Below are 26,128 nucleotides of genomic sequence, written 5' to 3' on the forward strand. Positions count from 1 at the left end.
TGCACCGTCAGCACACGCAGGAACGGTCCGCGGGAAGGACTACTTCTTCGGCTTGTCCGACGCCGCGTCGGAGGACAGTGCTGCCACGAAGGCTTCCTGGGGGACGTCCACGCGACCGATGGTCTTCATGCGCTTCTTACCCTCCTTCTGCTTCTCGAGGAGCTTGCGCTTACGGCTGATGTCGCCGCCGTAGCACTTGGCCAGCACGTCCTTGCGAATGGCGCGGATGTTCTCGCGGGAGATGATCTTGGAGCCGATGGCCGCCTGGATGGGCACCTCGAACTGCTGACGCGGAATGAGGTCCTTGAGTTTGCCGGTCATCTTGTTGCCGTAGGCCGCGGCGGCGTCCTTGTGCACGATGGCGCTGAACGCGTCGACGGCCTCGCCCTGCAGGAGGATGTCCACCTTGACCAGGGCCGCGACCTGCTCACCGGACTCCTCGTAATCGAGGGAGGCGTAGCCGCGGGTGCGGGACTTCAGCGAGTCGAAGAAGTCGAAGATGATCTCCGCCATCGGCATCGTGTACCGCATCTCGACGCGCGTCTCGGACAGATAGTCCATGCCACCGAGCTCGCCGCGACGGCTCTGGCACAGCTCCATGATCGAACCGATGAACTCGCTCGGCGAGATGATCGTGCACTTGACGATCGGCTCGAAGATGTTGCGCGCCTTGCCCTCCGGCCAGTACGACGGGTTGGTGACGACGTGCTCGCTCCCGTCCTCGAGCTCCACGCGGTAGACCACGTTGGGCGAGGTGGAGATGAGGTCGAGGTCGAACTCCCGCTCGAGCCGCTCGCGGGTGATCTCCATGTGCAGCAGACCCAGGAACCCGCAGCGGAAGCCGAATCCGAGCGCGACGGACGTCTCCGGCTCGTACGTCAGCGCCGCATCGTTGAGCTGGAGCTTGTCCAGCGCATCGCGCAGATTGGGGTAGTCGGACCCGTCCACCGGGTAGAGCCCGGAGTAGACCATCGGCCGCGGCTCGCGGTACCCGGTCAGCGGGTCGGTCGCGCCGTGCCGGGCGGTGGTGACGGTGTCACCCACCTTCGACATACGGACGTCCTTGACGCCCGTGATGAGGTACCCCACCTCGCCGACGCCGAGGCCCGTCGTCGCCTTGGGCTCGGGCGAGACGATGCCCACCTCGAGCAGCTCGTGGGTGGTGCCCGTCGACATCATCTTGATCTTCTCGCGGGGGACGACACGGCCGTCGACCACACGCACGTACGTGACGACGCCGCGATACGTGTCGTAGACCGAGTCGAAGATCATGGCGCGCGCCGGGCCGTCGGCGTCGCCCACCGGGGCGGGCACGCGCTGAACGACACGATCGAGCAGCGCCTCGACGCCCTCGCCGGTCTTGCCGGAGACCCGCAGCACGTCGTCGGCGTCGCACCCGACGATGTGGGCGATCTCGGCGGCGTAGCGGTCCGGATCGGCGGCGGGCAGGTCGATCTTGTTCAGGACCGGGATGATCTCGAGGTCCTTGTCCAGCGCCAGGTACAGGTTGGCCAGGGTCTGCGCCTCGATGCCCTGCGCGGCGTCGACCAGCAGGACCGCTCCCTCGCACGCCTCGAGCGCGCGCGAGACCTCGTACGTGAAGTCGACGTGGCCTGGCGTGTCGATGAGGTGCAGCACGTGCTCGGTGTCGCCCACCTTCCACGGTAGCCGCACGTTCTGGGCCTTGATGGTGATGCCGCGTTCGCGCTCGATGTCCATGCGGTCGAGGTACTGCGCACGCATCGACCGGTCGTCGATCACCCCCGTGAGCTGCAGCATCCGGTCCGCCAACGTCGACTTGCCGTGGTCGATGTGGGCGATGATGCAGAAGTTACGGATGCGGGCGGGATCCGTGAACGTCGTGTCCGCGAAACTGGCGATGGGAAACTCCTCGAGACGAGCGTGGTCCGCAGGTGTCGGACGGCGCACCGCCCAGAATATCCGCACCCGCGACGCGCGGCGGACGTCGGTGGTCACCGACGCCCGCCACGCGAGCGAATCAGGCCGGCGCCGCTGTCACGATCAGGCCGGCCCGGCCGCGGTGGCGGGCCCGTCCCCCGCCAGCGTCGACGACAGCGCGGGCACCAGCGCGTCGAGCAGGTACGGCAGCGACAGCGGCGAGGTGAAGTAGATGGCGCCGGCGACGACACCGTCGGTGAAGACCACCCGGTTCTCGCGGACCTCCTGCAGCGACGCGTAGACGGGGTCCGCCTCGAGCGCCGTGCGGTCGTCCGTGTCCTCGGTGCCCCAGATCAGGACGTCGGCGGCGTCGAGGACGGACAGGTTCTCGAGCGGGATGTAGGCCTGGGCGTCCTGGGCGGTGACGAACGAATCGAGCTCGTCCGGGATGGTGAAGCCGAGCGAGGTGAGGAAGTCGGTGCTCAGCCCGTCCTGGTAGGCGATGGCGTTGCCGTCGTAGAACGCGTTCTGCAGAAACACCGCCTTGGTGTCCGCGAACTCGGGGTGCTGTGCGGCGGCGTCGCGGTAGCGGTCCTGCACACCGCGCACGAGCGCGTCGGCCTCGTCGGGCTTGCCGACGGCGGCGCCGATGGTGCGTACCTGCTGGTCCCAGGGCTCGAAGTACGGCAAGTCGGGGTCGCTGTGCGCGATGGTGGGCGCGATGGCGCTCAGGCGCGCGTAGTCGTCGGCGCTCATTCCGGCGTTGGTGCCGATGATGAGGTCCGGCTCGAGGGCGCTCACCTTCTCGAACTGGATGCCGTCGACCTGGCTCAGCACCTCCGGCGTGGCGTCCCCGAGCAGGTCGCGGGCCCACGGCCAAGTGGCGTACGGCTGATCGCCGTACCACTCGGTCACGCCGACCGGCACGATCCCGAGCGCGAGCAGGGTGTCCTGCTCGGTCAGCCCCACCGACACCACGCGCTGCGGGTTCGCCGGGACCACCGTGTCGCCGAACGCGTGCGTCACCGTCGTCTCCCCCACCGCGTCGCCTTCGCCGCCGGACGAGCACCCCGTCAGGACGAGCAGGCACGCAGCAGCGACGGCGACCAGCAGACGACTCCGTCGTCGCGGTCGATGTTCGGTGGTTCTCATCATCACTCCCTGGATCGCCCGGTTCGCCCGGTTCCTCCGGGACGGGGTGAGGGTAGCCGAACCTAATCTCGCGTGGGTGAGTCACGATCGTCGGACTCGGTAATCTGAATCCCATGCCAACGCTGGGACAGATCGGGAAGAAGCTGGGCCGCCTCGCCGTCGCGGAGGGGCCGCGCCTGTTCCGTCAGTTGCAGCGATCCGGCGCTCTCGACCGCGTCCAGGAACAGCTCGCGGGACGTCGCCCGAGCGCGCCGTCCGCACCCGCCGGGCGTCCGGTGAGCACCACGTCCGCCCCGACGGCGGCGCGTGCCCGCCGCATCGAGTACGCCCCCGCGCTCGACGGCGCCGCGGACCCCGGCGAGATCGTCTGGACCTGGGTCGCCTACGAGGAGGACCCGTCGCAGGGCAAGGACCGGCCGGTGCTCGTCGTCGGCCGCGACGGCGCGACGCTGCTCGGCCTCATGCTCTCCAGCAAGAACCACGACGGCGACCGTGACTGGCTCGCCGTCGGTTCCGGCCCCTGGGACGCGCAGGGTCGACCCAGCTGGCTGCGCCTGGACCGCGTCCTCGACGTGCCCGAGGCCGGCATCCGCCGCGAGGGCGCGATCTTCCCGCGCGAGAAGTTCGACGCCGTCGCCACCCGACTGAAGTCCCAGTTCTCCTGGCACTGAGCCGGATTCACGGCCACCCGGCCGCGGTCACGCCAGCCGGGTGATCTCCACGACCACGTCGAGCTCGGTGGATCCGCCGCCGGAGAAGATGCCCTTGAGCGGCGGCACGTCCGCGTAGTCACGCCCGATGCCCACCGAGACGTGCTGTTCGCGCACCGGCACGGCGTTGGTCGGGTCGTATCCCCACCATGATCCGGTCCAGGCCTCCACCCACGCGTGGGACTGCCCTTCCACCGACTCCCCCACCACCGCGTCGGCGGTCGGGTGCAGGTACCCGGACACGTACCGCGCCGGAATCCCGATGCTGCGCAGCATGAGCAGGGTCAGGTGGGCGTAGTCCTGGCAGACGCCCTTCTTCTCCGCGTACGCCTCGACGGCGGAGGTGTGCACACCCGTGGTGCCGGGAACGTAGGCCATCTCGGCGTGCACCCACTCGGCCACCGCGGTCACGGCCTCGTAGGGCGTGCGGTCCTTGGCCAGCTTCTTGGCGACGGACGCCAACTGGCGGTTGGCGGGCACGTAGGTGCTGGTCCCGAGCAGCTCGTCGAACCGGTCGGTCACCGAGTCCGCGTGCAGGTCACCCCACTCCGACGGCTCCGCGGGCGGGGTGAACGCGTCGGTCTCGACGACCGAGGAGCCCACCACCTCGAGCGACGTGTGCGGGGCATGGAGGTCGAACGCCGTGACCGCGGTGCCCCAGTAGTCCGTGTAGCGATAGGAGCGCGTCGCCGGATCCGTCTCGACGCGGTTCAGGATGACGTTCTGGCGATTGTCGCTCCGAGGGGTCAATCGCGCCTCGTTGTACGACGACGTCACCGGGGCGTCGTAGTTGTAGCCCGTGGTGTGCACCACGCGCAGTCGCCAGCTCACAGCTCTCCCCCCACCTGCGCGACGTCCGTGCGCGCTCCGGCATCCGTCCACGCCACCCAGGGCGCCGCGTGGAAGTACTGCGTCGAGATCGCGTCGCCGACGTCGCTGCACACGCTCTGCAGGGCCATCAGACGATCCTGCAGGTCCTCGAGCAGCGCTCCCGGCTGCAGGAACTCGAGTTCGCTGCGGGCGCGGCCGAGCAGACGCTGCGCCTCCGCGGTCGAGCCCACGCGACTGTCCGGCCGGTGGTCGAGCTCGTCGAGCGACGCCTCCGCCTGACTCAAGGCGTAGAAGATCGAACGCGGGAACAGTCGATCGAGAACCATGAACTCGAGCACCCGCTGGGCGTCCAGTGCGCCCCGATAGGTTCGCAGGTAGGTGTCGTGCGCTCCGGCCGAGCGCAGCACCGTGACCCACGCCGGCGACGACGGCCGGTCACCCGCGCGGGCGAGCAGGAGTCGGACCGTCATGTCCACCCGTTCGACGGACCGGCCCAACAGGAGGAAGCGGTACCCGTCGTCACGGCTGAGCGTGGAGTCCGCCAACCCGGCGAACATCGCGGCCCGCTCCTCGATGAAGCTGAAGAACTCGTGCGGTCCGAGCCGCTTCGAGGCGCGGATGCGATCGTTCAGCGCGTTGTAGGTGGTGTTGAGGCACTCCCACATCTCGCTGGACGTGACTTCCCGTGCGCCGCGGGCATTCTCGCGAGCGCTCGACAGCGAGTCGACGATCGATCCCGTCCCGTTGCGCGAGAAGGCGACCAGTTCGGTCAGCGACCACACGTCGAGTCGTTCGGTGGGAAGCTCGAAACCCAACACGCGCAACAGGACTCGGGACGCGTGGTCGGGATCGACCGTGGCGTCCTCGAGCAGCTGATGCACCGTGACGTCGAGAATCCGAGCGGTGTCGTCGGCACGCTCGACGTAGCGCCCGATCCAGTACAGCGATTCCGCGTTGCGCGCCAACATCACTCGGCCCCCGTTCCGGTGGTGTCCGTGCGGCCCTGCTGCTGCTGTTGGATCTGCGACGATGTCAGCTCGGGACCCTGCGGCGCGGTCGGTGACGACGGCGGTTCGCTCACGATCTCCTGACCGCCCAGTTCGCGTTCCTCGGACGAACTCCGGCTCGCGAGCACCCAGGTGTCCTTGCTGCCGCCGCCCTGGCTGGAGTTCACCACCAGCGACCCTTCGGGCAGCGCGACGCGCGTCAGTCCGCCGGGCAGCACCCACACGTCGTCGCCGTCGTTGACCGCGAACGGCCGCAGGTCCACGTGGCGAGGTACCAGCTGATCGCCGATCTTGGTGGGCACCGTCGACAGTTGCACCACCGGCTGGGCGATCCAGCCCCGCGGATCGGCCTTGATCTTGCGCGTGATCGCGTTCAGCTCCTTCGCACTGGCGTCGGGACCGAAGACGATGCCGTAGCCGCCGGATCCCTCGACCGGCTTGATCACCAACTCGTCCACGCGGTCGAGGACTTCCTCGCACTCCTCCGGGAGCCAGCAGCGGTAGGTGTCGACGTTGGCCAGCAGCGGCTTCTCGTGCAGGTAGTACTCGATGATCGTCGGCACGTACGTGTAGGTGAGTTTGTCGTCGCCGACGCCGTTGCCCACCGCGCTGGAGATGACGACGTTGCCGGCGCGCGCCGCGTTGACGAGCCCGGCCACTCCCAGCACCGAATCGGGCCGGAACTGCATGGGGTCCAGGTAATCGTCGTCGATGCGGCGGTAGATGACGTCGACCTGCCGCTCGCCCTCGGTGGTGCGCATGTAGACGACGTTGTCGCGGCAGAACAGGTCGCGGCCCTCGACGAGCTCGACGCCCATCAACCGGGCGAGCAGCGAGTGCTCGAAGTACGCGGAATTGGCGACGCCCGGAGTCAGGACGACGATGGTGGGGTCCGCCTCGTTGATGGCGGCCGCAGCGCGCAGGGCCCGCAACAGATGGGTCGCGTAGTCCCCCACCGCGCGCACCCGGTGACTCGCGAAGAGGTCGGGGAAGACCCGCGCCATGGTGCGCCGGTTCTCCATGACGTAGCTGACGCCGGACGGTGAGCGGAGGTTGTCCTCGAGCACGCGGAACGTGCCCTCCGCGTCGCGCACCAGGTCGATGCCGGCGACGTGGATGCGCACGCCGTTGGGAGGCACGATGCCGAACGCCTCGCGGTGGAAGTGCTCGCAGGAGGTCACCAGCCGCTTGGGCACGACACCGTCGCGCAGGATCTCCTGGTCGCCGTAGATGTCCGCCAGGAACATCTCCAGCGCCTTGACGCGCTGGGTGATGCCGCGCTCGAGCTTGTTCCACTCGGCCGCGGCGATGACGCGGGGCACCAGGTCCAGCGGGAACGGCCGCTCCTGACCGGACAGCGAGAAGGTGATGCCCTGGTCGACGAAGGCGCGGCCGAGCGCGTCCGAGCGGGCCTCGAGCTCACCGGCGTCGGAGGGAGCCAACGCCTTGTGGATGCCCTTGTACGGTCCGCGCAGGCCACCGTCGCCGTCGAACATCTCGTCGAACGCGAGCCCGTACCGGCCCACGTCGCTGTACCCGCCGAACACCCCGTCGGTCGTCGACGAGCGAGCGGTCGACCGGGACGACCGTGCCGTCGATTTCTGCGACTGCGCGGATTTCGACGTCGTCTTCGCCGGCTTGTCCGGCTTCTCCGTCGCGGTGGACCGTGGGCTCATGGCGTCATGGTGCCTCACCGGGTGCGTCCTGGCACGGGGGACACGACAATTATCGTCGGTCACAAGAGCCCCGGCCGTCACACTCGTCGGGCGACGGTGTCCCCCGGCGGCGGGCGAATTGGGTTCACGGTCCGTCGCTGGTAGTCTCGACCGTCGGGCGTGGGCACGTCATCCGTGCCCGCCGCATGCTTAGCACGAGCACAGCACGTCACGGCCAGGATCGTTCCCCGGAGCCAGCCGTCCCGGACCGAGTAGAAGCGAAGGATATTTCAGCGTGGCCAACATCAAGTCCCAGGTGAAGCGCATTGCCACCAACGAGCGTCAGCGTCTGCGCAATCAGTCGGTGAAGTCGTCGCTGCGCACCGCCGTCCGGTCGTTCCGTGAGGCTGCTGCCGCCGGCGACAAGGACAAGGCCGAGACCCTCCTGCAGTCGACCAGCCGTCAGCTCGACAAGGCTGCCAGCAAGGGCGTCATCCACAAGAACCAGGCCGCAAACAAGAAGTCGGCGCTCTCCCTGGCGTTCAACAAGCTCTGATTCGCGCCACGGTCCGCTTCCCTCGGGGAGCGACGCGCCGTGCCGTGCCCACCACACCCCGGTCGCCCTCGGCGGCCGGGGTGTGGTGCGTTCCCTGGGTCGAGCACCGGCCGACCTACCGCGCCGCGGCCAACCCCGCGACGACGGTGACCGCCCGCTCCACCGCGTAGTCCGCGTCGGCGGCCTGCCCCTTCACGTCCGCGTTCAGCGCGGCTACCACCTGCAGCGCCGCGGCGATGCGCTCGGGATCCCAGTGCCGGGCCTGCGCCTGCGCCTTCTTCACCTTCCACGGCGGCATCCCGAGTTCCGGCGCCATCCGGAACGGGTCGCCGCGGCCCGCCGACCCGACGCGGGCGACCGTGTGCACGGCGTCGGCCAGGGCGTCCGCCAGCAGGACGTGCGGCGCACCGCCCAGCATCGCCCATCGCAGCGCCTCGAGCGCCGCTGCCTTCTCCCCCGCGACCGCCTTGTCCGCGATGTCGAACCCCGTCACCTCGGCGCGGCCCGAGTAGTACCGCTTCACGGCGGCGACGTCGACCTTCCCGCCGGTGTCCGACACCAGCTGGGAACTCGCGGCGGCGAGCTCGCGCAGGTCCGAACCGACGGCGTCCACCAGGGCCGCGATGGCGTCCGGTGCCACCCGCACGTCGTGACGGCGGAACTCCCCGCGCACGAAGTCGATGCGGTCCGAGGCCTTGGTGATCTTGGCGCAGTCGTGCACCACCGCACCCGCCTTCTGCAGCACCCCGACCATCGACTTCGCCCGTCCCCCACCGGAATGCAGGATCACGAGCACCACCCCGTCGATCGGTGACGACGCCGCGTCCTGCAGCAGCGTGACCGCGTCCTTGCCCGCCTCGGCCGCGGCCTCGAAAATCACGGCCCGGTCCTCGGCGAACAGCGAGGGACTGAGCAGCTCCGCCAACTCGGCCGTGGTGGTGTCCCCGGCCCGGATGGTGTCGACGGGGAGATCCGCGCCCCCGCCGGCCGCCCGACGCAGCGCCGACACGATGGACGAGACGGCACGCTCGACGAGCAGCTCCTCGTCACCCAGGACGAGATGAAGGGGCTCGGGGCGGGTCGCTGCACTCACCGGACGATCGTGCCACGGGCGACCGACAGCCCCGACCCTCCCGACCCCCTCGCGCCCGGACCCACCACCACACGCCGATCGCACCCACCGCGATCGCGCCCACCACCAGCGCACCGGCGAGCCCGTCGGGGGTGGGAATCACCGCGCCGGGCGCCGACGCGCACACGCGCGCGACCTCGACGAGCCACGCGAGGGGAAGCCGCGTCACCCCCGCCACCAGTGCGCCGACGTCGACGTCGACCACGGCGATCAGGGCCGCCGCGGCGCCCACCACCGTGACCGGACCGACCACGGGCGCCGCGAGCACGTTCGCGACGACCGCGTAGAGGCTCGACCGGCCCGCCATCGCCGCCACGATCGGCGCGGTCACCAGATGGGCGGCCACCGCGACCACGACGGCGCCCCGCACCGGCGACCGCGCGGGCCGACCGTCCGGCGCATCGGGATCTCCGACCCACCAGCGCAGCAGCACGGGCGCCAGCAGCACCAGCGCCGCGGTCGCCGTGACCGACAACGCGAAACCCCACGACACCGCCAACGCCGGGTCCACCGCGAGCATCACGATCACAGCGGTGGCGAGCGCCGGCATCGCGTGGCGTCGTCGCCCCGTCAGCAGCGCGAGCAGGCCGAGCACCCCCATCACCGCCGCCCGCAGCACGCTCGGCGACGGACGGGCGATCACCACGAACGCCACCAGCGCGAGCCCGGCGAGCAGCACGGTCACGCGCGGACCCAGCGTGCACGCCCGCGCCAGCAGCACCACCGCACCCACGAGGAACGCGAAGTTGGCGCCCGACACCGCCGTCAGATGCGACATGCCGGCCTCGGTGAAGTCTTCCTCCACATCGGGCAGCAGCCCCGATCGGTCGCCCACCACGATGCCCGGCAGCAGACCTGCGGACTCGGGTGGCAACGCCCGCTCCGACGCGGCGGTCAGCGCGCCCCGGACGGCGGTGGCCGCCGCCGCCCACCACGGCGGGTCGCCCGGGCTCGGCGGGCCGGTCGGGCGTGCCACGGCGGCGACGAGGCCCGGTCGGTCCGGCACGGCCAGGCGGGCCCGGAACGTCACGGGCGTCCCGTACGCCACCCGCATCCACTCGGCTCCGGTGGCGAGAACGGTCAGATCCGCCGGGCCGGTCACCGCGTCGCGGCCCGACGCCACCCGATGCGCCCGCACGGACAGCACCACGAGAGACGCACCGGCGCCGTCGATTTCGCGGGGATCCTCGCTGACGGTGCCGTCGACGCCGACGAACCGTCCGGCCTCGGCGTAGGCGCGCACCGGCCCGGTGTCGACCGTGTCGACACGCAGCGCGGCCGTCCCAGCGAACGCGGCGGTCACCACGAGCGCGGCCGACGCCACCGTGACGATTCGCCGCCGGGAGCCCATGGCGGCGGTCCACAGACCACACCCGGCGGCCATCGTCACGCACGCGACCGCCAGGACCACCGCGGCGGACGCCCCCGCCCCGACCCCGAGTCCGCACGCGATCCACGCCCCCACCGCCGACGGCACCAGGCGCAGGTCCGGAACGGTCGAATCCTGCTGTTCCGCAGCGTCGTCGGCCCCGCCGGGGTCGTCCGTCACGGCACCACCAACTCCGTCAGCTTCTCCAGACGTGCCGGCCCGATGCCGGTCACCTCGGCCAGCTGCTCGACACTCGCGAAGGGGCCGTTCTCCTCCCGCCACGCCACGATCGCGGCCGCGGTGACGGGACCGACGCCCGGCAGGGCGTCGAGGTCGGCCTCGGTGGCGGAATTGAGCGAGACCCGTCCCGGTGCGGCAGCCTCGCCCAGAGCCCCGGCGGTCGGCGGCGCTCCGTCCGCGGTCAGCACCCCACCGACCGGGGCCGTACCGCCGACCCCCACCACCACCTGCTCGCCGTCGGCGACGGGCCGGGCCCAGTTCAGGGTGAGCATGTCGGCCTCGGGCCGATGACCGCCGGCCGCGGCCACGGCGTCGGCAACGCGGGAGCCGGCCGGCACGGTGACCAGTCCGGGCCGCAGCACGGCGCCGACCACGCTGACGACCATCGACCCGGGCGGGTCGGGCTCGGCAGAGGGAACCGACTCCACGGCCGGTCCCGCCACGGACGGGAGCGGCGGCACCGCGACCACCTCGGGCGCGTCGCGCATCAGCAACCCGGCCGTCCCGAGAACCAGCACGACCCCCACCACCACGAGCGCCCGCAATCCCCGCGAGCCGAGATCGAGCCGGACGCCCCGCAGGCGCGGCGTCGGTCGCTCGGGCCGCACCGGACGGTCGTCGAAGCCGGGCCCGTCGGCGAGATCGGACGCGAGGTCGGATGACGTCATGCCCGCGACGCTAGGGTCCGGCGTCGACGCGACCTCCGCATCGGAACGAACCCGGGGACAACCTCGGACCCGGGGATGGACGACTCAGGTGCCCCGCAGCACCCGCAGCATCGCCTCCGCGACCCGCTCGTGCGAGGCCCAACCCCAGTGGATGCCATCGGGATTGGTGGTGCCGGCGCGGAAGTCGTCGATCACCGCGGCCTTCAGATCGACCAGGGGAACGTTCGCCGAGCGAGCCCACGCGGTGGTCGCCCGCACGGCGGGCTCGCGGCCCGCGTGCACCCGTCCGTAGGCGTCGCACTCGTGGACGGACGGCAGGGTCGCCACCATCGGTAGGTCCGGCCGCACCGCGGCCACCGCACCCCGGATCTGCTCGAGGTAGTCGACGGACAGCGCGGGCGGCAGCGCCACCGGACGGCCGAGTCGCGACAACCGGGGTTGCGCCCATCCGTATCCCGCGCGGACGGCCCGTCGCAGCGCCGGCGGCCGGACGTACCGGATCTGCTCGCGGAGGGCGGTCGGCAGCGGCGAGGGCAACGAGTCCATGCCGCTCGTGCCCACCACCAGCGCCCCGGCACGAGGTATCGCCGCCCAGACCCGCGGATCCTGGGTGAGCGCCCACCACGCGTCGCGACAGGTCCAGCCGATGCGGGCGACCAGCTCGACGTCCCAGCCGAGTTGGCGGCCCACGAGCGACGGCCAGATGCGCGGATCGTCGGCGGGCAGCCCGCCCTCGGGCCCGTAGTACGACAGCGAGTCGGCCAGGACCAGCAGCACCGGCCGCTCGGTCACAGCACGTCTCCGGCGACGGCCGCGGTGGCGTTCCAGATGTCCAGGCGCCAGGGCGGCTCGGACTCGTAGCGGGAGAGCTGAACCCAGCTCGCGTTGCCGAGCCCGCCGAGCACGGGCCACGACTCCACCGGCAGCGCGAGCAACGACGCCGTGAGCGCGGCGATGGTGCCGCCGTGTGCGACGAGCACCACCGGGTCCGCGGTCCATGCCGCGTCGCTCAGCAACTCCTCGACGAGAGGCCGGGCGCGGGCGGCGACGTCCAGGCGCGATTCACCGCCGGGCGGACGGAACTCGGAGTCGCTGCGCCAGGTCTCCCGAATACCGGGCGACGACGCGTCGATGTCGGTGTGCGACAGGCCCTGCCAGTCCCCGAGGTGCGTCTCGCGCAACCGCGGATCGGTCTCGACCGGCACCTCGGCGTGCGTGCCCAGGGCGCGGGCGGTGTCGTGCGCACGGCGCAGATCGGAGGTGACGATGCGATGCGGACGCAGCGTCGCGAGCTCGCGCGCCGCGAGGTCGGCCTGCCGACGCCCGAGGTCGGTGAGGTCGGTGTCGAGGTGACCCTGCATGCGCCCGGCCGCGTTGTACTCGGTCTGACCGTGCCGGAGCAGCACCAGCCGACGCACCGGCAGCGGAGCACTCACGCCGTCGGGGCGCTTCCGTTCGGCTCGTCGTGGCCCTCGTCGGTGCCGTACGTGGTGCGCTCTTCGGACCGCACGCCCTCGATCTCGAGCACGGGGCAGTCCTTCCACAGCCGCTCGAGGGCGTAGAAGTGGCGCTCGTCGTTATGAAGGACGTGGACCACGACGTCGACGTAGTCGAGCAGCGCCCAGCGTCCCTCGCGGGTGCCCTCACGGCGCACCGGCTGGTGGCCCGCCTCGCGCAGCTTCTCCTCGATGTTCTCGACGATCGCGTTGACCTGACGCTCGTTGGGCGCCGACGCGATCACGAAGCAGTCGGTGATGACGAGCTGTTCCGAGACGTCGATGACCATGACGTCGGCGGCCAACTTGTCGTCGGCGGCGCGGGCGGCGACGGTCGCGATCGCGACGGCATCGGATGTGGCACTCACTGCGGAACTCCCGGGTGTTCGGTGGACGACGGTGCCGGTTCGGAGACGGTGTCTCGTCCCCCGGCTCCCGCCGAGCGATAGAGGTTGCGTTTGGAGATGTACTGCACGACGCCGTCGGGTACGAGATACCAGACGGGTCGCCCCTCGGCGGACCGCCGACGGCACTCCGTCGACGAGATGGCGAGGGCGGGGATCTCGACGAGCGTGAGCACGTCGCGGGGCAGCCGGGCGAGGTAGTCCGCCAGGTGGTCCGCCTCGAGCTCGTACCCCGGCCGGGACACCCCGACGAAGCGCGCCAGACCGAACAGTTCCTGCCAGTCCTGCCAACCGAGAATGCTGCCCAGCGCGTCCGCCCCGGTGATGAAGTAGAGCTCGTCCCCGGGGTGCTGGCGTGCGAGGTCACGCAGCGTGTCGACGGTGTACGTGGGCTTGCCCCGGTCGATGTCGACGCGGCTGACGGAGAACCGCGGGTTCGACGCCGTCGCGACGACGGTCATGAGGTACCGGTCCTCCGGCGGGCTCACGCTGCGGTCGTTCTTCTGCCACGGTCGACCCGTGGGCACGAAGATGACCTCGTCGAGATCGAACCGATCCGCCACCTCACTGGCCGCCACGAGGTGGCCGTGGTGGATCGGATCGAAGGTGCCGCCCATGACGCCGAGCCTGCGCGGACGCGGCTCGGACCCGGACGGCCGCGAGGGCCCGTCCGGAGAGGTCGGCGCTGGGTGCACGAGCGTCGACTCTACGTGGCCGGGAGCAGGCGCCCGACCACGTCCGCCAGTTGCGACGCCGAGCGGCACTCGTGCATGGGGATCACCCGGCGGTAGACCTCGGCCGCGGAGTCCCCGGTGCCCCACTGGGCCCGCGGTTCCGGGTTGAGCCAGTGCGCGTGCCGGGCGACGGCGACCGCGCGGGCGAGGGACTCGACCCGAGGGTCCCGGAAGTTGGTGCGGGCGTCGCCCAGGACGAGCACCGACGACCGCGGCGTCACGACGGACAGGTGCCGCATCGCGAACGATTCGAACGAGTGCCCGTAGTCCGAGTGGCCGTCGTAGGAGACGAGGTCGGCCTCGGCGATCATGCGGCTCACCGCGTCGGTCACCCCTGCCGACGCGGGCCCGGAGAAGAACCGGGTGACCTCATCGACGGTGTCGACGAACGCGAACACCCGCACGCGCGAGAACTGCTCGCGCAGGGTGTGGACCAGCGACAACGTGAACTGACTGAAGCCGGCGACGGACCCGGACACGTCGCAGAGAACGATCAGGTCGGGTCGGGCACGGCGCGGCGCCTTGGTCACCAGCGTCACCGGCACCCCGCCCGTCGACATGGACCGCCGCAGCGTGCGCCGCAGGTCGATCGACCCGGCGCGGGACCGACGACGACGCACGGCCAGCCGCCCGGCGAGAATGCGGGCGAGCGGGACCATCGATCGTCGCAACGCGGCGAGTTCCGCCTCCGACGCGCGCAGGAAGTCGACGTCCTCGGCGGCGCGGGGAACGCCGTACGACGCCACCCGCTCGCGGCCGAGCACCTCGGCCGTGCGGCGTCGTACCTCCTTCTCGATCATCGAGCGGAACTCCGCGACCCGCACCGCCGCGGTGCGGCGGACGAGCTCGCTCTCGAAGTCGCCCGACGTGGGCGCGCCGGGGTCGCTGGTGCGTCCGCGCAGGCCCTCGACGATGCGGGCGAGCAGCGTCTCCGGGGCGACCTCACGCAATGTCTGGTACTCGGAGAAGGAGTCGCCGCGGGCGGTGGAGTACTTGCCGTACGTCTCGACGACGTCGCCAACCAGGCGTCGCACCTCCGCCATCGCCTCGTCGGACCCGTCCGCGAGGAGATCGGCCAGCACGTGCTTGAGGGCGTCGAGATCGACGCTTCCGTTGTCCCGCCGCGGCGGGGTGACGACGGCATCCTCGTCGGCCGTGCGGGCCCCGATCGCGGCCGGGAACCACAGGTCGAAGAGGGCGTCGAACGCGGGCCGGTGCGACGGCCGTCGCACCAGGGAGCAGGCCAGTCCCTCGCGGACGGCCTCGCGGTCGAGCAGATCGAGCACCGCGAGCACGGCACCGGCGTCGACGGTCTCGGACGGGCCGACCGCGATGCCCCGACGGCGCAGAGCCTCGACGAAGCCGACCAGGTGCGCCGGAATTCCGGCGACGTCGGCGGCGGCCGTCATCAGCCCAGGCGCAGTTCGGCGACGGCCCGCTCGGTGTCGGAGCGGTGCTTGAGCACCACGCCCAACGTCGACTTCACGACGGAATCGTCGACCGAGTCGACCCCCAGCGCGAGCAGCGTGCGGCCCCAGTCGATGGTCTCGGCCACCGAGGGCACCTTCTGCAGCTGCATGTCCCGGAGCACCTGGACGATGCGGACGATCTGCTCGGCCATCGCGTCGGGCAGCTCGGGGACCCGGCTCGCGAGGATGCGGCGTTCGAGGGCCGCGTCGGGGAAGTCGAGGTGCAGGAACAGGCAGCGCCGCTTGAGCGCCTCGGTGAGCTCACGGGTCGCGTTGGACGTGAGGACGGTGAACGGCCGGCGCGTCGCGGTGACGGTACCGAGCTCGGGAACCGTGACGGCGAAATCGCTGAGCACCTCGAGGAGAAGCCCCTCGATCTCCACGTCCGCCTTGTCCGTCTCGTCGATGAGCAGAACCGTCGGGTCGCTGCGCCGGATCGCGGTGAGCAGCGGCCGCGGCAGGAGGAACTCCTCGGAGAACACGTCGTGCCGCGTGGCGTCCCACCCGGACCCCTGATCGGCCTGGATGCGCAGGATCTGCTTGGCGTGGTTCCACTCGTAGAGTGCGCGGGCCTCGTCGACGCCCTCGTAGCACTGCAGCCGCACCAGTTCCGCGCCGGTGGCCTGCGCGACGGCCCGCGCCAACTCGGTCTTGCCGACTCCGGCCGGCCCCTCGACCAGCAACGGCTTGCCGAGCCGGTCGGCGAGGAAGACCGCGGTGGCCGTCGCCTTGTCGGCGAGGTAGCCGGTGGTCGCGAGCCGGGCGACGACGTCGTCGACGTCGGTGAAGACGGGCACGATGTTCGCGGCAGCGGAGTTCGGCGGGGCAGAAGTCACCAGGAAGCCTCTTCGGTCGTTGTGGTGGAGGTCGGTCAGGACGGACGGACGTGTCCGTCGCCCCACACGATCCACTTGGACGAGGTGAGCTCCCGCAGGCCCATCGGTCCTCGGGCGTGGAGCTTCTGCGTGGAGATGCCGATCTCGGCGCCGAAACCGAACTGCTCGCCGTCGGTGAAGGCCGTCGAGGCGTTGACCATGACGGCCGCGGCGTCGACGCGCGCGGTGAACGTCCGCGCGGCCGCGACGTCGCGAGCGACGATGGCCTCGGTGTGGCCGGTGCCGTAGCGGTCGATGTGCTCGATCGCCCCGTCGACGCCGTCCACCACGGCGAGCGCGATGTCGTGCGAGAGGTACTCCTGCTCCCAGTCCGCCGCGGTGGCCGGGATCAGGCCGGGCAGGTCGCCGTGGACGCGGACGTCGTGCTCCTCCAGTGCTGCCACCAGCCGCGGGACGGCCGCGTCGGCGACCGCGCGGTCGATCAGGACGGTCTCGGCCGCGTTGCACACGCTGACGCGACGGGTCTTGGCGTTGAGGACGATGCGTTCGGCGACGTCGAGGTCCGCCGAGGCGTCGACGTACACGTGGCAGTTGCCGACGCCGGTCTCGATGGTCGGCACCGTCGCGTCCCGCACCACGGCGGAGATGAGGCCGGCTCCGCCGCGCGGAACGACGACGTCGACCAGCCCGCGCGCACGGATGAGATGCGTGACGGTGGCGCGGTCCTCCGACGAGAGCAACTGGACGGCGTCGGCGGGCAGCCCGACGGCGACCAGTGCGGCGCGCAGCACGTCCACCAACGCCGCGTTGGTGCGTGCGGCGGACGACGAGCCGCGCAGCAGCACGGCGTTGCCGGACTTCAGCGTGAGACCGAAGGCGTCGACCGTGACGTTGGGCCGCGCCTCGTAGATCATGCCGACGACGCCCAGCGGGACGCTCACCCGACGAGTCTCGAGTCCGTTGGGCAGGGTGGTGCCCTCGAGCGTCACGCCCACCGGGTCCGGCAGACCCGCCACCTGCCGCAGGCCCGAGGCGATGCCGTCGATGCGGTCGGACGTCAGGCGCAGCCGATCGAGCACCGAATCCGGAGTGCCGTCCGCCGCGGCGGCCGCGACGTCCTCGGCGTTCGCCGCCAGCACCGGGTCCGCCGCGGCGAGCAGCGCGTCGGCCGCGGCATGGAGCGCCCGGTCCTTGTCCGCCGTGGTGGTCTGTGCGAGGACGCGCGCCGCGAGCCGGGCGCGCCGGGCCGCCGCGTGGACGGCCTCCTCGAGGGAGACGGATGCGGGAGAGACAGCGGTCACGAGCCCAGGGTAAACGCCGGGAATAGTTCGCCGCCGAGCCGGTTGGCCACGAACGAGAAGCGAGTCGAGACGAGGAGTGGACCGATGAGCGTGCTGTTCGAGCCCCTGACCCTGCGGGAACTGACCGTCCCCAACCGCATCTGGATGTCGCCGATGTGCCAGTACTCGGCCGACGCCGAGGGGGCCGCGGTGGGCGCGATGACCGCCTGGCACCGGACGCACCTGATCTCGCGGGCCGTGGGCGGCGCCGGGCTGATCGTGACCGAGGCGACGTCGGTGTCCCCCGAAGGCCGGATCAGCCCGTGGGACCTTGGCCTGTGGACCGACGAGCAGGAGCGGGCGCTCACCGAGGTCGTCGCCGAGATCGTCGCGCACGGCAGCGTCCCGGCGGTCCAGCTGGCGCACGCCGGTCGTAAGGCGTCCACCGACGCACCGTGGCGCGGCGGCAAGCCGTTGCCGGCGGACAACCCGCTGCACTGGGAGACCCTCGGCCCGAGCGCGGTCCCGTTCGGCCACTACCCGGCTCCGCGGGAGATGTCGGCCGACGACATCGATGCGGTCGTCGACGACTTCCGGGCAGCGGCGACGCGCGCCCACCGCGCCGGCGTCGAGGTGGTCGAGATCCATGCGGCGCACGGCTACCTCCTGCACCAGTTCCTCTCCCCCGCGAGCAACCACCGCACCGACGAGTACGGCGGCGACTTCGACGGTCGTGCCCGGTTCCTGCTGCGCGTCGTCGACGCCGTGCGCGAGGTCTGGCCGGCCGACCGCCCCGTGTTCGTGCGCGTCAGCGCGACCGACTGGACCGGCGAGGACCGCGGCGTCGATTCCGACGCTTGGACCCCGGATCAGACGATCCTGCTGACAGAACGGCTGCAGGATCACGGGGTCGACCTGATCGACGTCTCCACCGGCGGCAACGTCGCCAAGGCGGAGATTCCGGTCGCGCCGGGCTACCAGGTGCCGTTCGCGCGGCGGATCCAGAGCGAGACCACCGTTCCCGCCGCCGCCGTCGGGCTGATCGACGAGGCCAAGCAGGCCGAGGACGTCGTCGCCTCCGGGGACGCGGTCGCCGTCCTGCTCGGCCGCGCGCTGCTGCGCGATCCGTACTGGCCGCGCCGAGCCGCGCAGGAGCTCGGGGTCACGATGACGCCGGCGACGCCGCCGCAGTACGAGCGGGCCTACTGACCTCGCACCGGGCGTGAGCGATCCCAGACGATCGCCGCGACGAGCTCGAGCGCGAGCCGTCGCGGCGTCGGGTCGTCGGGCTCGATCATCGCCTGCGACATGGCGCCGTCGTACACGGCCACGACGCTGCGACCCAGGGTGTCCTCGTCGACGGCGGGTTCGCGCCCGAACGCGGCCAGCACGCGCACGATCATGGGCAGCAACGCGTGGCGCAGCGCCGCGCGGTGCTCGACGATCACCGCGGCGACCTCGGGACGGCGGGCGGCGTACGCGGAGAACTCGGCCGTGAGGACGTGCCAGGAGACGTCGGCGGTGAGTCCCGACAGCCCGTCGACGACGGTCGCGGTGAAGGCGCGGTCGACGGACGTGCCGGCGGGGGCCGTCACCTGCACGTCGTCGACCGCCGCGCGCAGTCTCTGGACGAGGGCGTTCGCCTGACGTTGCCAGAGGGCGAGGAACACCTCGTCCATCGAGCCGAAGTTCGAGTAGAAGGCACCGCGGGTGAAGCCGGCGCGCTCGCAGATCTGCTCCGGGGTCGAGCGTCCGAAACCGCGTTCGGCGAAGACGGCCAGGGCGCCGTCCAGTACACGTTCGCGCGTCGCGGCGCGGCTGCGTTTCGGCCGGGCTGTCTCGGTGGTCACGGAAGTCGGTCCTTGTCGGTCGGGAGTTCGATGCACTACTGTATCGAACTGCCACTCGATACAGTAGTGAATCGAGCACGGCCACCGACTCCGTCGAGAGGGACCTGCCATGTCCACCGAGATCGCACCACGTCCGTCGGCGTTCCGCCGCCCCCTCACCTGGGCCGTGCCGGTCGTCGTCGTGTCGGTGCTGATGTCGCTGCTCGCCGCGCTCTATCTCGGCGGGGTGGCGGACCCGCAGAAGAACCTGCGCCACTTCCCCCTCGCGCTCGTCCAGAACGACGAAGGCGACCTCCTGCCGAACGGACAGCAGGCGAACCTCGGCGCCTCCATCGCCGACGGCATCGAGAAGGGCCTCGACGCCGACCGGTTCGACCTCCGCGTGGTCGGCATCGCACAGGCTCAGGAAATGCTCGCGAACGGTGACGTCTACGCCGCCGTGGTGATCCCCAGCGATTTCACCAAGCGCGTCACCGTGCTCGCCGAGGCCGCGGCCGTGCCAGGCGACGTCGAGAAACCGATCGTCACCGTCATGACCAACCCCCGCGCCGGCACCCTGGGGTCGACGCTGGCGAGCACCGTCGCCGATCGCGCACTCGCGGAGGCGAATTCGACGGTCGGGTCACAGCTCGTCGACCAGGTCACCGCCGGTCTACCGGAGGGAACGGTCCTGACCGGTACCGCCGCGATCACCCTCGCCCAGCCCATCGACGTCGTGGTCGCGCCGTACGACCCCCTGCCCGACGGTACCGGACTCGGCCTGTCCGCCTTCTACTACGCGCTGCTGCTCGTCCTCGCCGGCTTCACCGGCGCCACCATCGCCAACGCGCTCGTCGACGGGGCCATCGGCTACCTGCCGCTCGAGTACGGACCGTTCTTCCGGCAGAAGCCGGCGGTCCCGGTGAGCCGCCTGCGCACCCTGGTGGCGAAGTGGCTGACCATGGTCGTCGTCGGTGCCGTCGTGTCCGGGCTGTACCTGGCCATCGCCGCCGCACTGGGGATGCCCACCCCGCACGCCCTGCTGCTCTGGCTCTACGGTGCGCTCGCGATCAGCGCCGTCGGCATCACGGCCATGTCCGTCGTGGCGGTCCTCGGCACACCGGGTCTGGTGATCAACCTCGTGCTCTTCGTCATCCTCGGACTGCCGTCCGCCGGCGCCACCATCCCCCTCGAGGCCACTCCCCGACTGTTCGGATTTCTCGCGACGTTCGAGCCGATGCACCAGGTCTACCTCGCCGTCCGCGCGATCCTCTACTTCGACGGACGGTGGTCGGCCGGCCTCGCACACGGGCTGACGATGACCTTGATCGGTCTCGCCCTGGGGCTCGTGGTCGGCGCCGCGGTCGCCGCGCTGTACGACCGGCGTGGCCGTCGACGTGCCGTCACCGCTCCGTCCGCACGAGGCGAGGCTGTCGGTACCGACGATTAGTGTCGGCGTCGTGGCCCCTCCGGAACCCCCGCGCATCACCGTCGTCGGCAGCATCAACATGGACGTCTCGGCGCGGACGCCGTCGCTGCCCGCCCCCGGTGAGACGGTCGCCGGCACCGACCTGGTCCTCGGCCGCGGCGGCAAGGGCGCCAATCAGGCGGTGGCCGCCGCGCGCGCCGGCGGACACGTGCGCTTCGTCGGCGCGGTGGGTGACGACGCGTTCGCGCCGGACCTGCGGACGAGCCTGCGGACCGAGGGTGTCGACGTCGCCACCCTGCGGACTGCGCCCGGGGCCAGCGGCGTCGCCGTGGTCACGGTGGACGACGCGGCCGAGAACACCATCGTCGTCGTCGCCGGGGCGAACGACGCCCTGACCGAGCTGGGAGCGGACGACGTCGCGGCGATCGAGGGTGCCGACGTCCTGCTGCTGCAACTGGAGATTCCCGTGCCCACCGTCGTGGCCGCGGCCGAGGCCGCCCGCCGCGGCGGCACCACCGTCTTCCTCAATCCGTCGCCCGTCCGGCCGGTGCCCGACGCCCTTCTCGACGCCGTCGATGTCCTGGTGGTCAACGAGAGCGAACATCACGCACTCGGTGACGCCGTCGACCGCACCCCGCACGTCGTCACCACCCTGGGCGCGCGCGGTGCCCGCCATCGGGGCCCGGACGGGGCCGTCGTCGAGGTGCCCGCGCCCCGGGTTCGCGCCGTCGACACCACCGGCGCCGGCGACGCGTTCACCGGCGCCCTCGCCGTGGCGTGGCGCGACGGGCCCGAGGCAGCGGTGCGACGCGCGGTCGTCGGCGGAGCGCTCGCGACCACCCGATCGGGTATCGCCGCGCCGACGGCCGCCGACATCGACGCCGCCGCGGGAGAGCTCGCGTGAGCACTCGCGAGCGCGCGCAGGAATTGCTCGCGGACCTGGCCGGCCCGTCGGCGGTGCTCCGGGACGATCAGTGGACGGCCATCGAGGCGCTGGTGGTGCACAAGCGACGCGCCCTGGTGGTCCAGCGCACCGGCTGGGGCAAGTCCGCCGTCTACTTCATCGCCGCGCGGTTGCTGCGCGAGCAGGGGCTCGGGCCGACGGTCATCGTCTCCCCGTTGTTGGCGCTCATGCGCAACCAGGTGGCGGCCGCCGAGCGCGCCGGTGTCACGGCGGCGACCATCAACTCGGGCAACGTCACCGAGTGGGACGACGTGCATGCCCGCGTCGCGGCCGGGGAGCTCGACGTGCTCCTCGTCAGCCCGGAACGGTTGAACAATCCGGACTTTCGTGACCAGGTGCTGCCCTCGCTGTCCGCCGATGCCGGTCTCGTGGTGGTGGACGAGGCGCACTGCGTGTCCGACTGGGGGCACGACTTCCGGCCCGACTACCGCCGCATCCGCTCCCTGATCGCCGAACTGCGTGACGGGGTTCCCGTGCTCGCCACCACCGCCACGGCCAACGACCGGGTCGTCGCCGACGTCGCTGCGCAGCTGGGCGTGGGCGGTGCCGACACCGAGGTGCTGCGCGGCGGTCTCGGCCGCGACTCCCTCCACCTCGCGGTGGTGCGCATTCCGGACCCCACCGCTCGTCTCGCGTGGCTGGCCGACCGGCTCGAGTCGCTCCCGGGTTCGGGCATCGTGTACTCGCTGACCGTCGCCGGCGCCACCGACCTCGCGGCACTGCTGGCCGAGCGGGGTGTCGCCGTCGCCGCCTACACGGGCCAGACCGACCCCACCGAGCGCGAAGCGGCGGAACAGGATCTGCTGGCGAACCGCGTGAAGGCACTGGTGGCCACCTCGGCCCTCGGCATGGGATTCGACAAGCCGGACCTCGGGTTCGTGGTCCACGTGGGGGCGCCGTCCTCCCCCATCTCGTACTACCAGCAGGTCGGTCGCGCCGGCCGCGCCACCGAGCGCGCGGAGGTGATCCTGCTGCCCGGCCCGGAGGACCGGGAGATCTGGAGCTACTTCGCCTCGGTCGCGTTCCCCCGCGAACACGTGGTGCGCCGCGTTCTCGAGGTGCTCGACACCGAGCGACCCCAGTCCACCCCGGCGCTCGAACCCCTCGTCGAACTCGGCCGTACCCGTCTCGAGATGGTCCTCAAGGTGCTCGACGTCGACGGCGCCGTCCGCCGCGTCAAGGGCGGGTGGCTCTCGACGGGTGCCGAGTGGACGTACGACCGCGAGCGCTACGAGCGTCTCGACGCGGCGCGCGCCGCCGAGCAGCAGGCCATGCTGGACTATCAGACCACCGACGAGTGCCGCATGGCCTTCCTGCGGCGGCAGCTCGACGACCCGTCGCTCACCGGTGACGCGGACGTCGATCGCTGCGGGAAGTGTGACAACTGCACGGGCACCCCGCTGTCGGCGGACGTCGACGCCGAGACCGTCGACCGCACCCGTACCCGGCTGGACCGCCCCGGTCTCGATCTCGCCCCGCGCAAGCAGTGGCCCACCGGGCTGGCCAAGGTGGGGGTGTCCCTCTCGGGCCGCATCACCGACGGGCCCGAGCCCGGCCGCGTGCTCGGCCGGCTCACCGATCCAGTGTGGGGACCGCGACTGCGCGCCCTCGTGGACGGCGACGACGGTCCGGCGCCCGACGCGCTCGAGCAGGCCTGCATCGCGGTCCTCGCCGGGTGGACCTGGGCGAAGCGTCCCACCGGAGTCGTGGTGATGGAGACGTCGCGGCCCGTGCTGATGGAGGACCTCGGCGACCGACTCGCCCGCGTCGGGCGACTGGCGCCCCTCGGCGTGCTGCGTCGCCGTCCGGACGCCCGGCCCGTGTCGGGTGCCAACTCCGCGTTCCGGGTGGCGAGCCTGGTCGACGCGTTCGACACCCCCGACCTGACGGCGCACGACGGGCCTGTCCTGCTCCTCGACCTGCTCACCGACACCGGGTGGACCACCACGGTCGCCGCCCGTGCTCTGCGCGCGGCCGGGGCGGACGCCGTCCTCCCCTTCGTGCTGGCGGCGCGGGCGTGACCGATCGCGCGTCGCTGCGATGGCCCAACCTGCGTCTGCTGTGGACGTTCGTCAGGCCGCATCGGCGCATGTTCGTCGGAGGCCTGCTGCTCGGGCTGCTGGCGACCGGCTCGTCGCTCGCGACTCCCCTGGTGACCAAACGACTGCTCGACTCGTTCGAGGTGCCCGGCGCCACCACGTCCGCGGTGACGGTGCTGGTGATCCTGCTTCTGGTGGGCATCGTCGTCGGCTTCGCGCAGCGGCTGTTGCTCGGCACGATGGCCGAGCGGGTGGTCCTGGAAGCCCGCTCGTCGATGGTGAGCCGGTTCTTCGGCGCCACCGTGCCGGCCGTCACCGCGCGCCCGGCGGGCGAGATGCTCACCCGCGTCACGTCCGACACGGTGCTACTGCGCGAAGCGTCGTCGTGGGCGCTCGTGGAGATCGTCAACGGCACCATCGCGATCGTCGGCGTGGTGATCCTCATGGCCACGCTCGACCTTCCCCTGCTCGGGACGGCTCTGCTCGGCATCGCCGGCATCGGTGTCGCCGCCGGACTGCTCATGCCGAAAGTAGCTGCGGCGCAACGCGACGCGCAGGCCGCGATGGGACGGCTGGGCGGCATGCTCGAGGGTGCTCTGCGCGCGGTCCGCACCGTCAAGGCCAGTCGAGCCGAGGACCGCGAGGGCGACCGGATCGTCGACGAGGCGCGAGTGTCGGCCTCGTTCGGCATCCGGTCCGTCCGACTCGAGGCGTGGGCCTGGACCATCACCGGCAGCGGCATCCAGCTCACCATCATCGCCGTGCTCGGCGTGGGCGCGTACCGCGTGTCCTCCGGTGCGCTCGCGGTGTCGTCGCTGGTGGCCTTCCTGCTCTACGCGTTCCAGCTCGTCGGACCGGTCGCGCAGTTGACGCTCTACGTCGCCCAGCTGCAACGCGGTGTCGCGGCCGCCGCCCGTATCCGCGAGGTGCAGCTCATGGAGCCGGAGCCCGACGCGCCCGCCACCGTGGCCGTTCTCCCCACCCGCATCGAGGACGCCCCGTCCGCGCTGGAGTTGCGCGGCGTCACCGCCGGGTACGGCGACGACCGGTCGGCCGTCCACGCGATCGACCTCACCGTGGCGGCCCGCGGCCACACGGCGCTGGTCGGCCCGTCCGGCGCCGGGAAGACCACCCTGTTCTCCCTGCTGCTCCGGTTCCTCGAACCGCGCGACGGCGAGCTGATCCTCGGCGGTGTTCCCTACGCGGCGCTGTCCCACCGACAGATCCGCCAGCGCATCGGCTACGTCGAGCAGGCCACGCCCACCCTGCCGGGGACCATCGCGCAGAACCTGCGCCTGACGCATCCCGACGCCTCGGACGACGAACTCTGGGCAGCGCTGAGCCGCGTGCGGCTCGCCGAGAAGATGGAGTCGTTGCCCGCCGGTCTGGACACCGAGTTGCGGGACACCGCGGTGTCCGGGGGCGAGCGTCAGCGCATCGCCCTCGCGCGGGCCATCGTGCGGCCGCCCGACATCCTGCTGCTCGACGAGGCCACTGCTCAGGTCGACGGCATCACCGAGGCCGCGATCCACGAGGTGATCCGCGACCTGTCCGCTCGGGGCGCCGTGGTCACCATCGCGCACCGACTGTCGACGGTGATCGACGCCGACACGATCGTCGTCCTGGAGCAGGGCCGCGTCCGCGCGCAGGGCTCGCACACGGCGCTGCTGACCTCGGACACCCTGTACCGCGACCTGGTGGAGGCGCTGCGGATCGCGACCTGAGCGGCGAGACGTGGCTCAGACGGCGGCGAGCGTCGGATCCCCACCGGTGACGGCGTCCACCACCCGGCGTCCCACGTCCGCGGCGTCGCCCCCGGCCGCCTGCTCGAGGTCCACCGCGCGCACCGTGACACCCGACGCCGCGAGTTGCGCGGCCAATTGCTCCGCCAGTCGGTCCAGCAGGGCCGCCGCGAGCGATGCGCCGTCCAGACCTGCGGTGACGGCCGCCCGGTGCGGCACCAGGATGATGCCGGAGTGCTGACACATCATGTGCCGGGCGGCGGCACGGGCGGTGATGAAGTGGGATCGCAAGGCCCCGAGAACGGGACCTTCCAACTCGGCCAGTTCGGTGTAGTCGACGCGGCGGTGAGTCTGCTCGGCGACGGGTGTGGGACCCACCAGGTCCACCGAGATGTCGATGCTCCCCGAGCACGCCGCGACGACGTCGACGTACTCGTCGACGTCCACCTCGTCGAGAACGTCGAGCACCTGCGCCTCGGCCTGTCCGCCGAGGTCGGTGATCCGCCGCACGACGGCGTCCAACCGGGTGCGGGAGCGGCCGACCAGGTGCACGCGCGCTCCACCGCGGGCGAGAGCCGACGCGACGGCGCTGCCCACCACACCACCTGCGCCGTAGACCACGGCGTTGGCACCGGACAGCAGCACGTCGCCTCCTCGTACCCGCTCGCCCGACACGGACTCTCGCGG

General features: G+C 71.6%; 24 protein-coding genes. 7 read left to right on the forward strand and 17 right to left on the reverse strand.

The genetic code is table 11. The annotated features are described in order from the left end of the window. Positions 1–39: 39 nt before the first annotated feature. A complete protein-coding gene (lepA, locus tag BMZ18_RS01395; RefSeq protein WP_139203764.1) occupies positions 40–1,929 on the reverse strand; it encodes a translation elongation factor 4 in 1,890 nt (629 codons plus the stop codon). 93 nt (positions 1,930–2,022) lie between these two features. Next, positions 2,023–3,051, reverse strand: coding sequence for an ABC transporter substrate-binding protein (locus BMZ18_RS01400; protein WP_068361845.1), 1,029 nt, complete (start codon positions 3,049–3,051; stop codon positions 2,023–2,025). A 113-nt stretch (positions 3,052–3,164) separates the two neighbouring features. Here BMZ18_RS01400 and BMZ18_RS01405 point away from each other — a divergent pair, with 113 nt between their 5' ends. Then, positions 3,165–3,722: a type II toxin-antitoxin system PemK/MazF family toxin gene (locus BMZ18_RS01405; protein WP_068361761.1), complete on the forward strand. Its 558-nt coding sequence runs from the start codon at positions 3,165–3,167 to the stop codon at positions 3,720–3,722. 27 nt (positions 3,723–3,749) lie between these two features. Here the strand turns inward: BMZ18_RS01405 and BMZ18_RS01410 are convergent, their stop codons facing one another. Genes BMZ18_RS01410 through BMZ18_RS01420 form a run of 3 tightly spaced genes read right to left on the reverse strand, consistent with a single transcriptional unit; the run spans position 3,750 to position 7,095 of the window. Next, positions 3,750–4,592 carry a transglutaminase family protein gene (locus tag BMZ18_RS01410; protein ID WP_068100182.1) on the reverse strand — a complete coding sequence of 281 codons (843 nt, stop codon included), beginning with the start codon at positions 4,590–4,592 and terminating at the stop codon, positions 3,750–3,752. Then, on the reverse strand, positions 4,589–5,560 hold the full coding sequence (locus BMZ18_RS01415) for an alpha-E domain-containing protein (RefSeq protein WP_068361758.1): 972 nt from the start codon (positions 5,558–5,560) through the stop codon (positions 4,589–4,591). Before BMZ18_RS01415 ends, BMZ18_RS01410 begins: the two co-directional genes overlap by 4 nt. Continuing rightward, positions 5,560–7,095, reverse strand: coding sequence for a circularly permuted type 2 ATP-grasp protein (locus tag BMZ18_RS01420; RefSeq protein ID WP_244516387.1), 1,536 nt, complete (start codon positions 7,093–7,095; stop codon positions 5,560–5,562). Before BMZ18_RS01420 ends, BMZ18_RS01415 begins: the two co-directional genes overlap by 1 nt. A gap of 454 nt (positions 7,096–7,549) precedes the next feature. On the opposite strand from BMZ18_RS01420, the gene rpsT reads away from it, so the two are divergent. Beyond that, positions 7,550–7,810, forward strand: a complete 261-nt coding sequence (rpsT, locus tag BMZ18_RS01425; protein ID WP_068100178.1) for a 30S ribosomal protein S20 — start codon at positions 7,550–7,552, stop codon at positions 7,808–7,810. 115 nt (positions 7,811–7,925) lie between these two features. On the opposite strand, the gene holA is transcribed toward rpsT, so the two are convergent. The 10 genes from holA to BMZ18_RS01475 all read right to left on the reverse strand — a co-directional run bounded on the left by holA (position 7,926) and on the right by BMZ18_RS01475 (position 17,483). Next, the gene (gene holA, locus BMZ18_RS01430) at positions 7,926–8,903 is read right to left on the reverse strand and encodes a DNA polymerase III subunit delta (RefSeq protein ID WP_068100176.1); all 978 of its coding nucleotides are present in this window, start codon (positions 8,901–8,903) and stop codon (positions 7,926–7,928) included. Continuing rightward, a complete protein-coding gene (locus tag BMZ18_RS01435) occupies positions 8,857–10,491 on the reverse strand; it encodes a ComEC/Rec2 family competence protein (RefSeq protein WP_074921686.1) in 1,635 nt (544 codons plus the stop codon). The genes holA and BMZ18_RS01435 overlap by 47 nt, the downstream gene beginning before the upstream one ends. After that, positions 10,488–11,219, reverse strand: coding sequence for a ComEA family DNA-binding protein (locus tag BMZ18_RS19215; RefSeq protein ID WP_074921687.1), 732 nt, complete (start codon positions 11,217–11,219; stop codon positions 10,488–10,490). The genes BMZ18_RS01435 and BMZ18_RS19215 overlap by 4 nt, the downstream gene beginning before the upstream one ends. 84 nt (positions 11,220–11,303) lie before the next feature. Then, positions 11,304–12,011: a diglucosylglycerate octanoyltransferase gene (octT, locus tag BMZ18_RS19220; protein WP_068365174.1), complete on the reverse strand. Its 708-nt coding sequence runs from the start codon at positions 12,009–12,011 to the stop codon at positions 11,304–11,306. Next, a complete protein-coding gene (locus tag BMZ18_RS19225; protein ID WP_068365171.1) occupies positions 12,008–12,655 on the reverse strand; it encodes a histidine phosphatase family protein in 648 nt (215 codons plus the stop codon). The genes octT and BMZ18_RS19225 overlap by 4 nt, the downstream gene beginning before the upstream one ends. Then, positions 12,652–13,083, reverse strand: coding sequence for a ribosome silencing factor (gene rsfS, locus BMZ18_RS01455; protein WP_068100168.1), 432 nt, complete (start codon positions 13,081–13,083; stop codon positions 12,652–12,654). Before rsfS ends, BMZ18_RS19225 begins: the two co-directional genes overlap by 4 nt. After that, complete coding sequence (nadD, locus tag BMZ18_RS01460) at positions 13,080–13,736, reverse strand: nicotinate-nucleotide adenylyltransferase (protein ID WP_068100166.1); 657 nt, start codon at positions 13,734–13,736, stop codon at positions 13,080–13,082. The genes rsfS and nadD overlap by 4 nt, the downstream gene beginning before the upstream one ends. Before the next feature lie 89 nt (positions 13,737–13,825). Beyond that, positions 13,826–15,262 (reverse strand): vWA domain-containing protein, encoded by a 1,437-nt coding sequence (locus tag BMZ18_RS01465; protein WP_068365169.1) that lies wholly within the window; start codon positions 15,260–15,262, stop codon positions 13,826–13,828. Further along, positions 15,262–16,158, reverse strand: coding sequence for an AAA family ATPase (locus BMZ18_RS01470; protein WP_139203710.1), 897 nt, complete (start codon positions 16,156–16,158; stop codon positions 15,262–15,264). Before BMZ18_RS01470 ends, BMZ18_RS01465 begins: the two co-directional genes overlap by 1 nt. Before the next feature lie 35 nt (positions 16,159–16,193). Further along, positions 16,194–17,483, reverse strand: coding sequence for a glutamate-5-semialdehyde dehydrogenase (locus BMZ18_RS01475; protein WP_074921717.1), 1,290 nt, complete (start codon positions 17,481–17,483; stop codon positions 16,194–16,196). Positions 17,484–17,543: 60 nt separating this feature from the next. On the opposite strand from BMZ18_RS01475, the gene BMZ18_RS01480 reads away from it, so the two are divergent. Beyond that, positions 17,544–18,647, forward strand: coding sequence for an NADH:flavin oxidoreductase/NADH oxidase (locus tag BMZ18_RS01480; RefSeq protein WP_068365163.1), 1,104 nt, complete (start codon positions 17,544–17,546; stop codon positions 18,645–18,647). Here BMZ18_RS01480 and BMZ18_RS01485 read toward each other — a convergent pair. After that, positions 18,641–19,288, reverse strand: a complete 648-nt coding sequence (locus BMZ18_RS01485) for a TetR/AcrR family transcriptional regulator (RefSeq protein WP_068365160.1) — start codon at positions 19,286–19,288, stop codon at positions 18,641–18,643. The two genes, BMZ18_RS01480 and BMZ18_RS01485, sit on opposite strands and share 7 nt — an antisense overlap. A gap of 109 nt (positions 19,289–19,397) precedes the next feature. Between BMZ18_RS01485 and BMZ18_RS01490 the strand changes: the two genes are divergently transcribed. From BMZ18_RS01490 to BMZ18_RS01505, 4 genes are read left to right on the forward strand one after another with little or no spacing between them, the layout of a single operon-like run. Beyond that, positions 19,398–20,717, forward strand: coding sequence for a DUF3533 domain-containing protein (locus tag BMZ18_RS01490; RefSeq protein WP_068365157.1), 1,320 nt, complete (start codon positions 19,398–19,400; stop codon positions 20,715–20,717). A 10-nt stretch (positions 20,718–20,727) separates the two neighbouring features. Then, positions 20,728–21,600 (forward strand): ribokinase, encoded by an 873-nt coding sequence (locus tag BMZ18_RS01495; RefSeq protein WP_139203712.1) that lies wholly within the window; start codon positions 20,728–20,730, stop codon positions 21,598–21,600. After that, the gene (locus tag BMZ18_RS01500) at positions 21,597–23,681 is read left to right on the forward strand and encodes a RecQ family ATP-dependent DNA helicase (protein ID WP_068365153.1); all 2,085 of its coding nucleotides are present in this window, start codon (positions 21,597–21,599) and stop codon (positions 23,679–23,681) included. The genes BMZ18_RS01495 and BMZ18_RS01500 overlap by 4 nt, the downstream gene beginning before the upstream one ends. Next, positions 23,678–25,423, forward strand: a complete 1,746-nt coding sequence (locus tag BMZ18_RS01505) for an ABC transporter ATP-binding protein (RefSeq protein WP_280141902.1) — start codon at positions 23,678–23,680, stop codon at positions 25,421–25,423. The genes BMZ18_RS01500 and BMZ18_RS01505 overlap by 4 nt, the downstream gene beginning before the upstream one ends. 15 nt (positions 25,424–25,438) lie before the next feature. Here the strand turns inward: BMZ18_RS01505 and BMZ18_RS01510 are convergent, their stop codons facing one another. Further along, positions 25,439–26,086, reverse strand: a complete 648-nt coding sequence (locus BMZ18_RS01510) for an SDR family NAD(P)-dependent oxidoreductase (protein ID WP_167322247.1) — start codon at positions 26,084–26,086, stop codon at positions 25,439–25,441. Positions 26,087–26,128 lie beyond the last annotated feature (42 nt).

Origin of the sequence: Rhodococcoides kroppenstedtii (genome assembly GCF_900111805.1) — a bacterium.
Lineage (GTDB): Bacteria > Actinomycetota > Actinomycetes > Mycobacteriales > Mycobacteriaceae > Rhodococcoides > Rhodococcoides kroppenstedtii.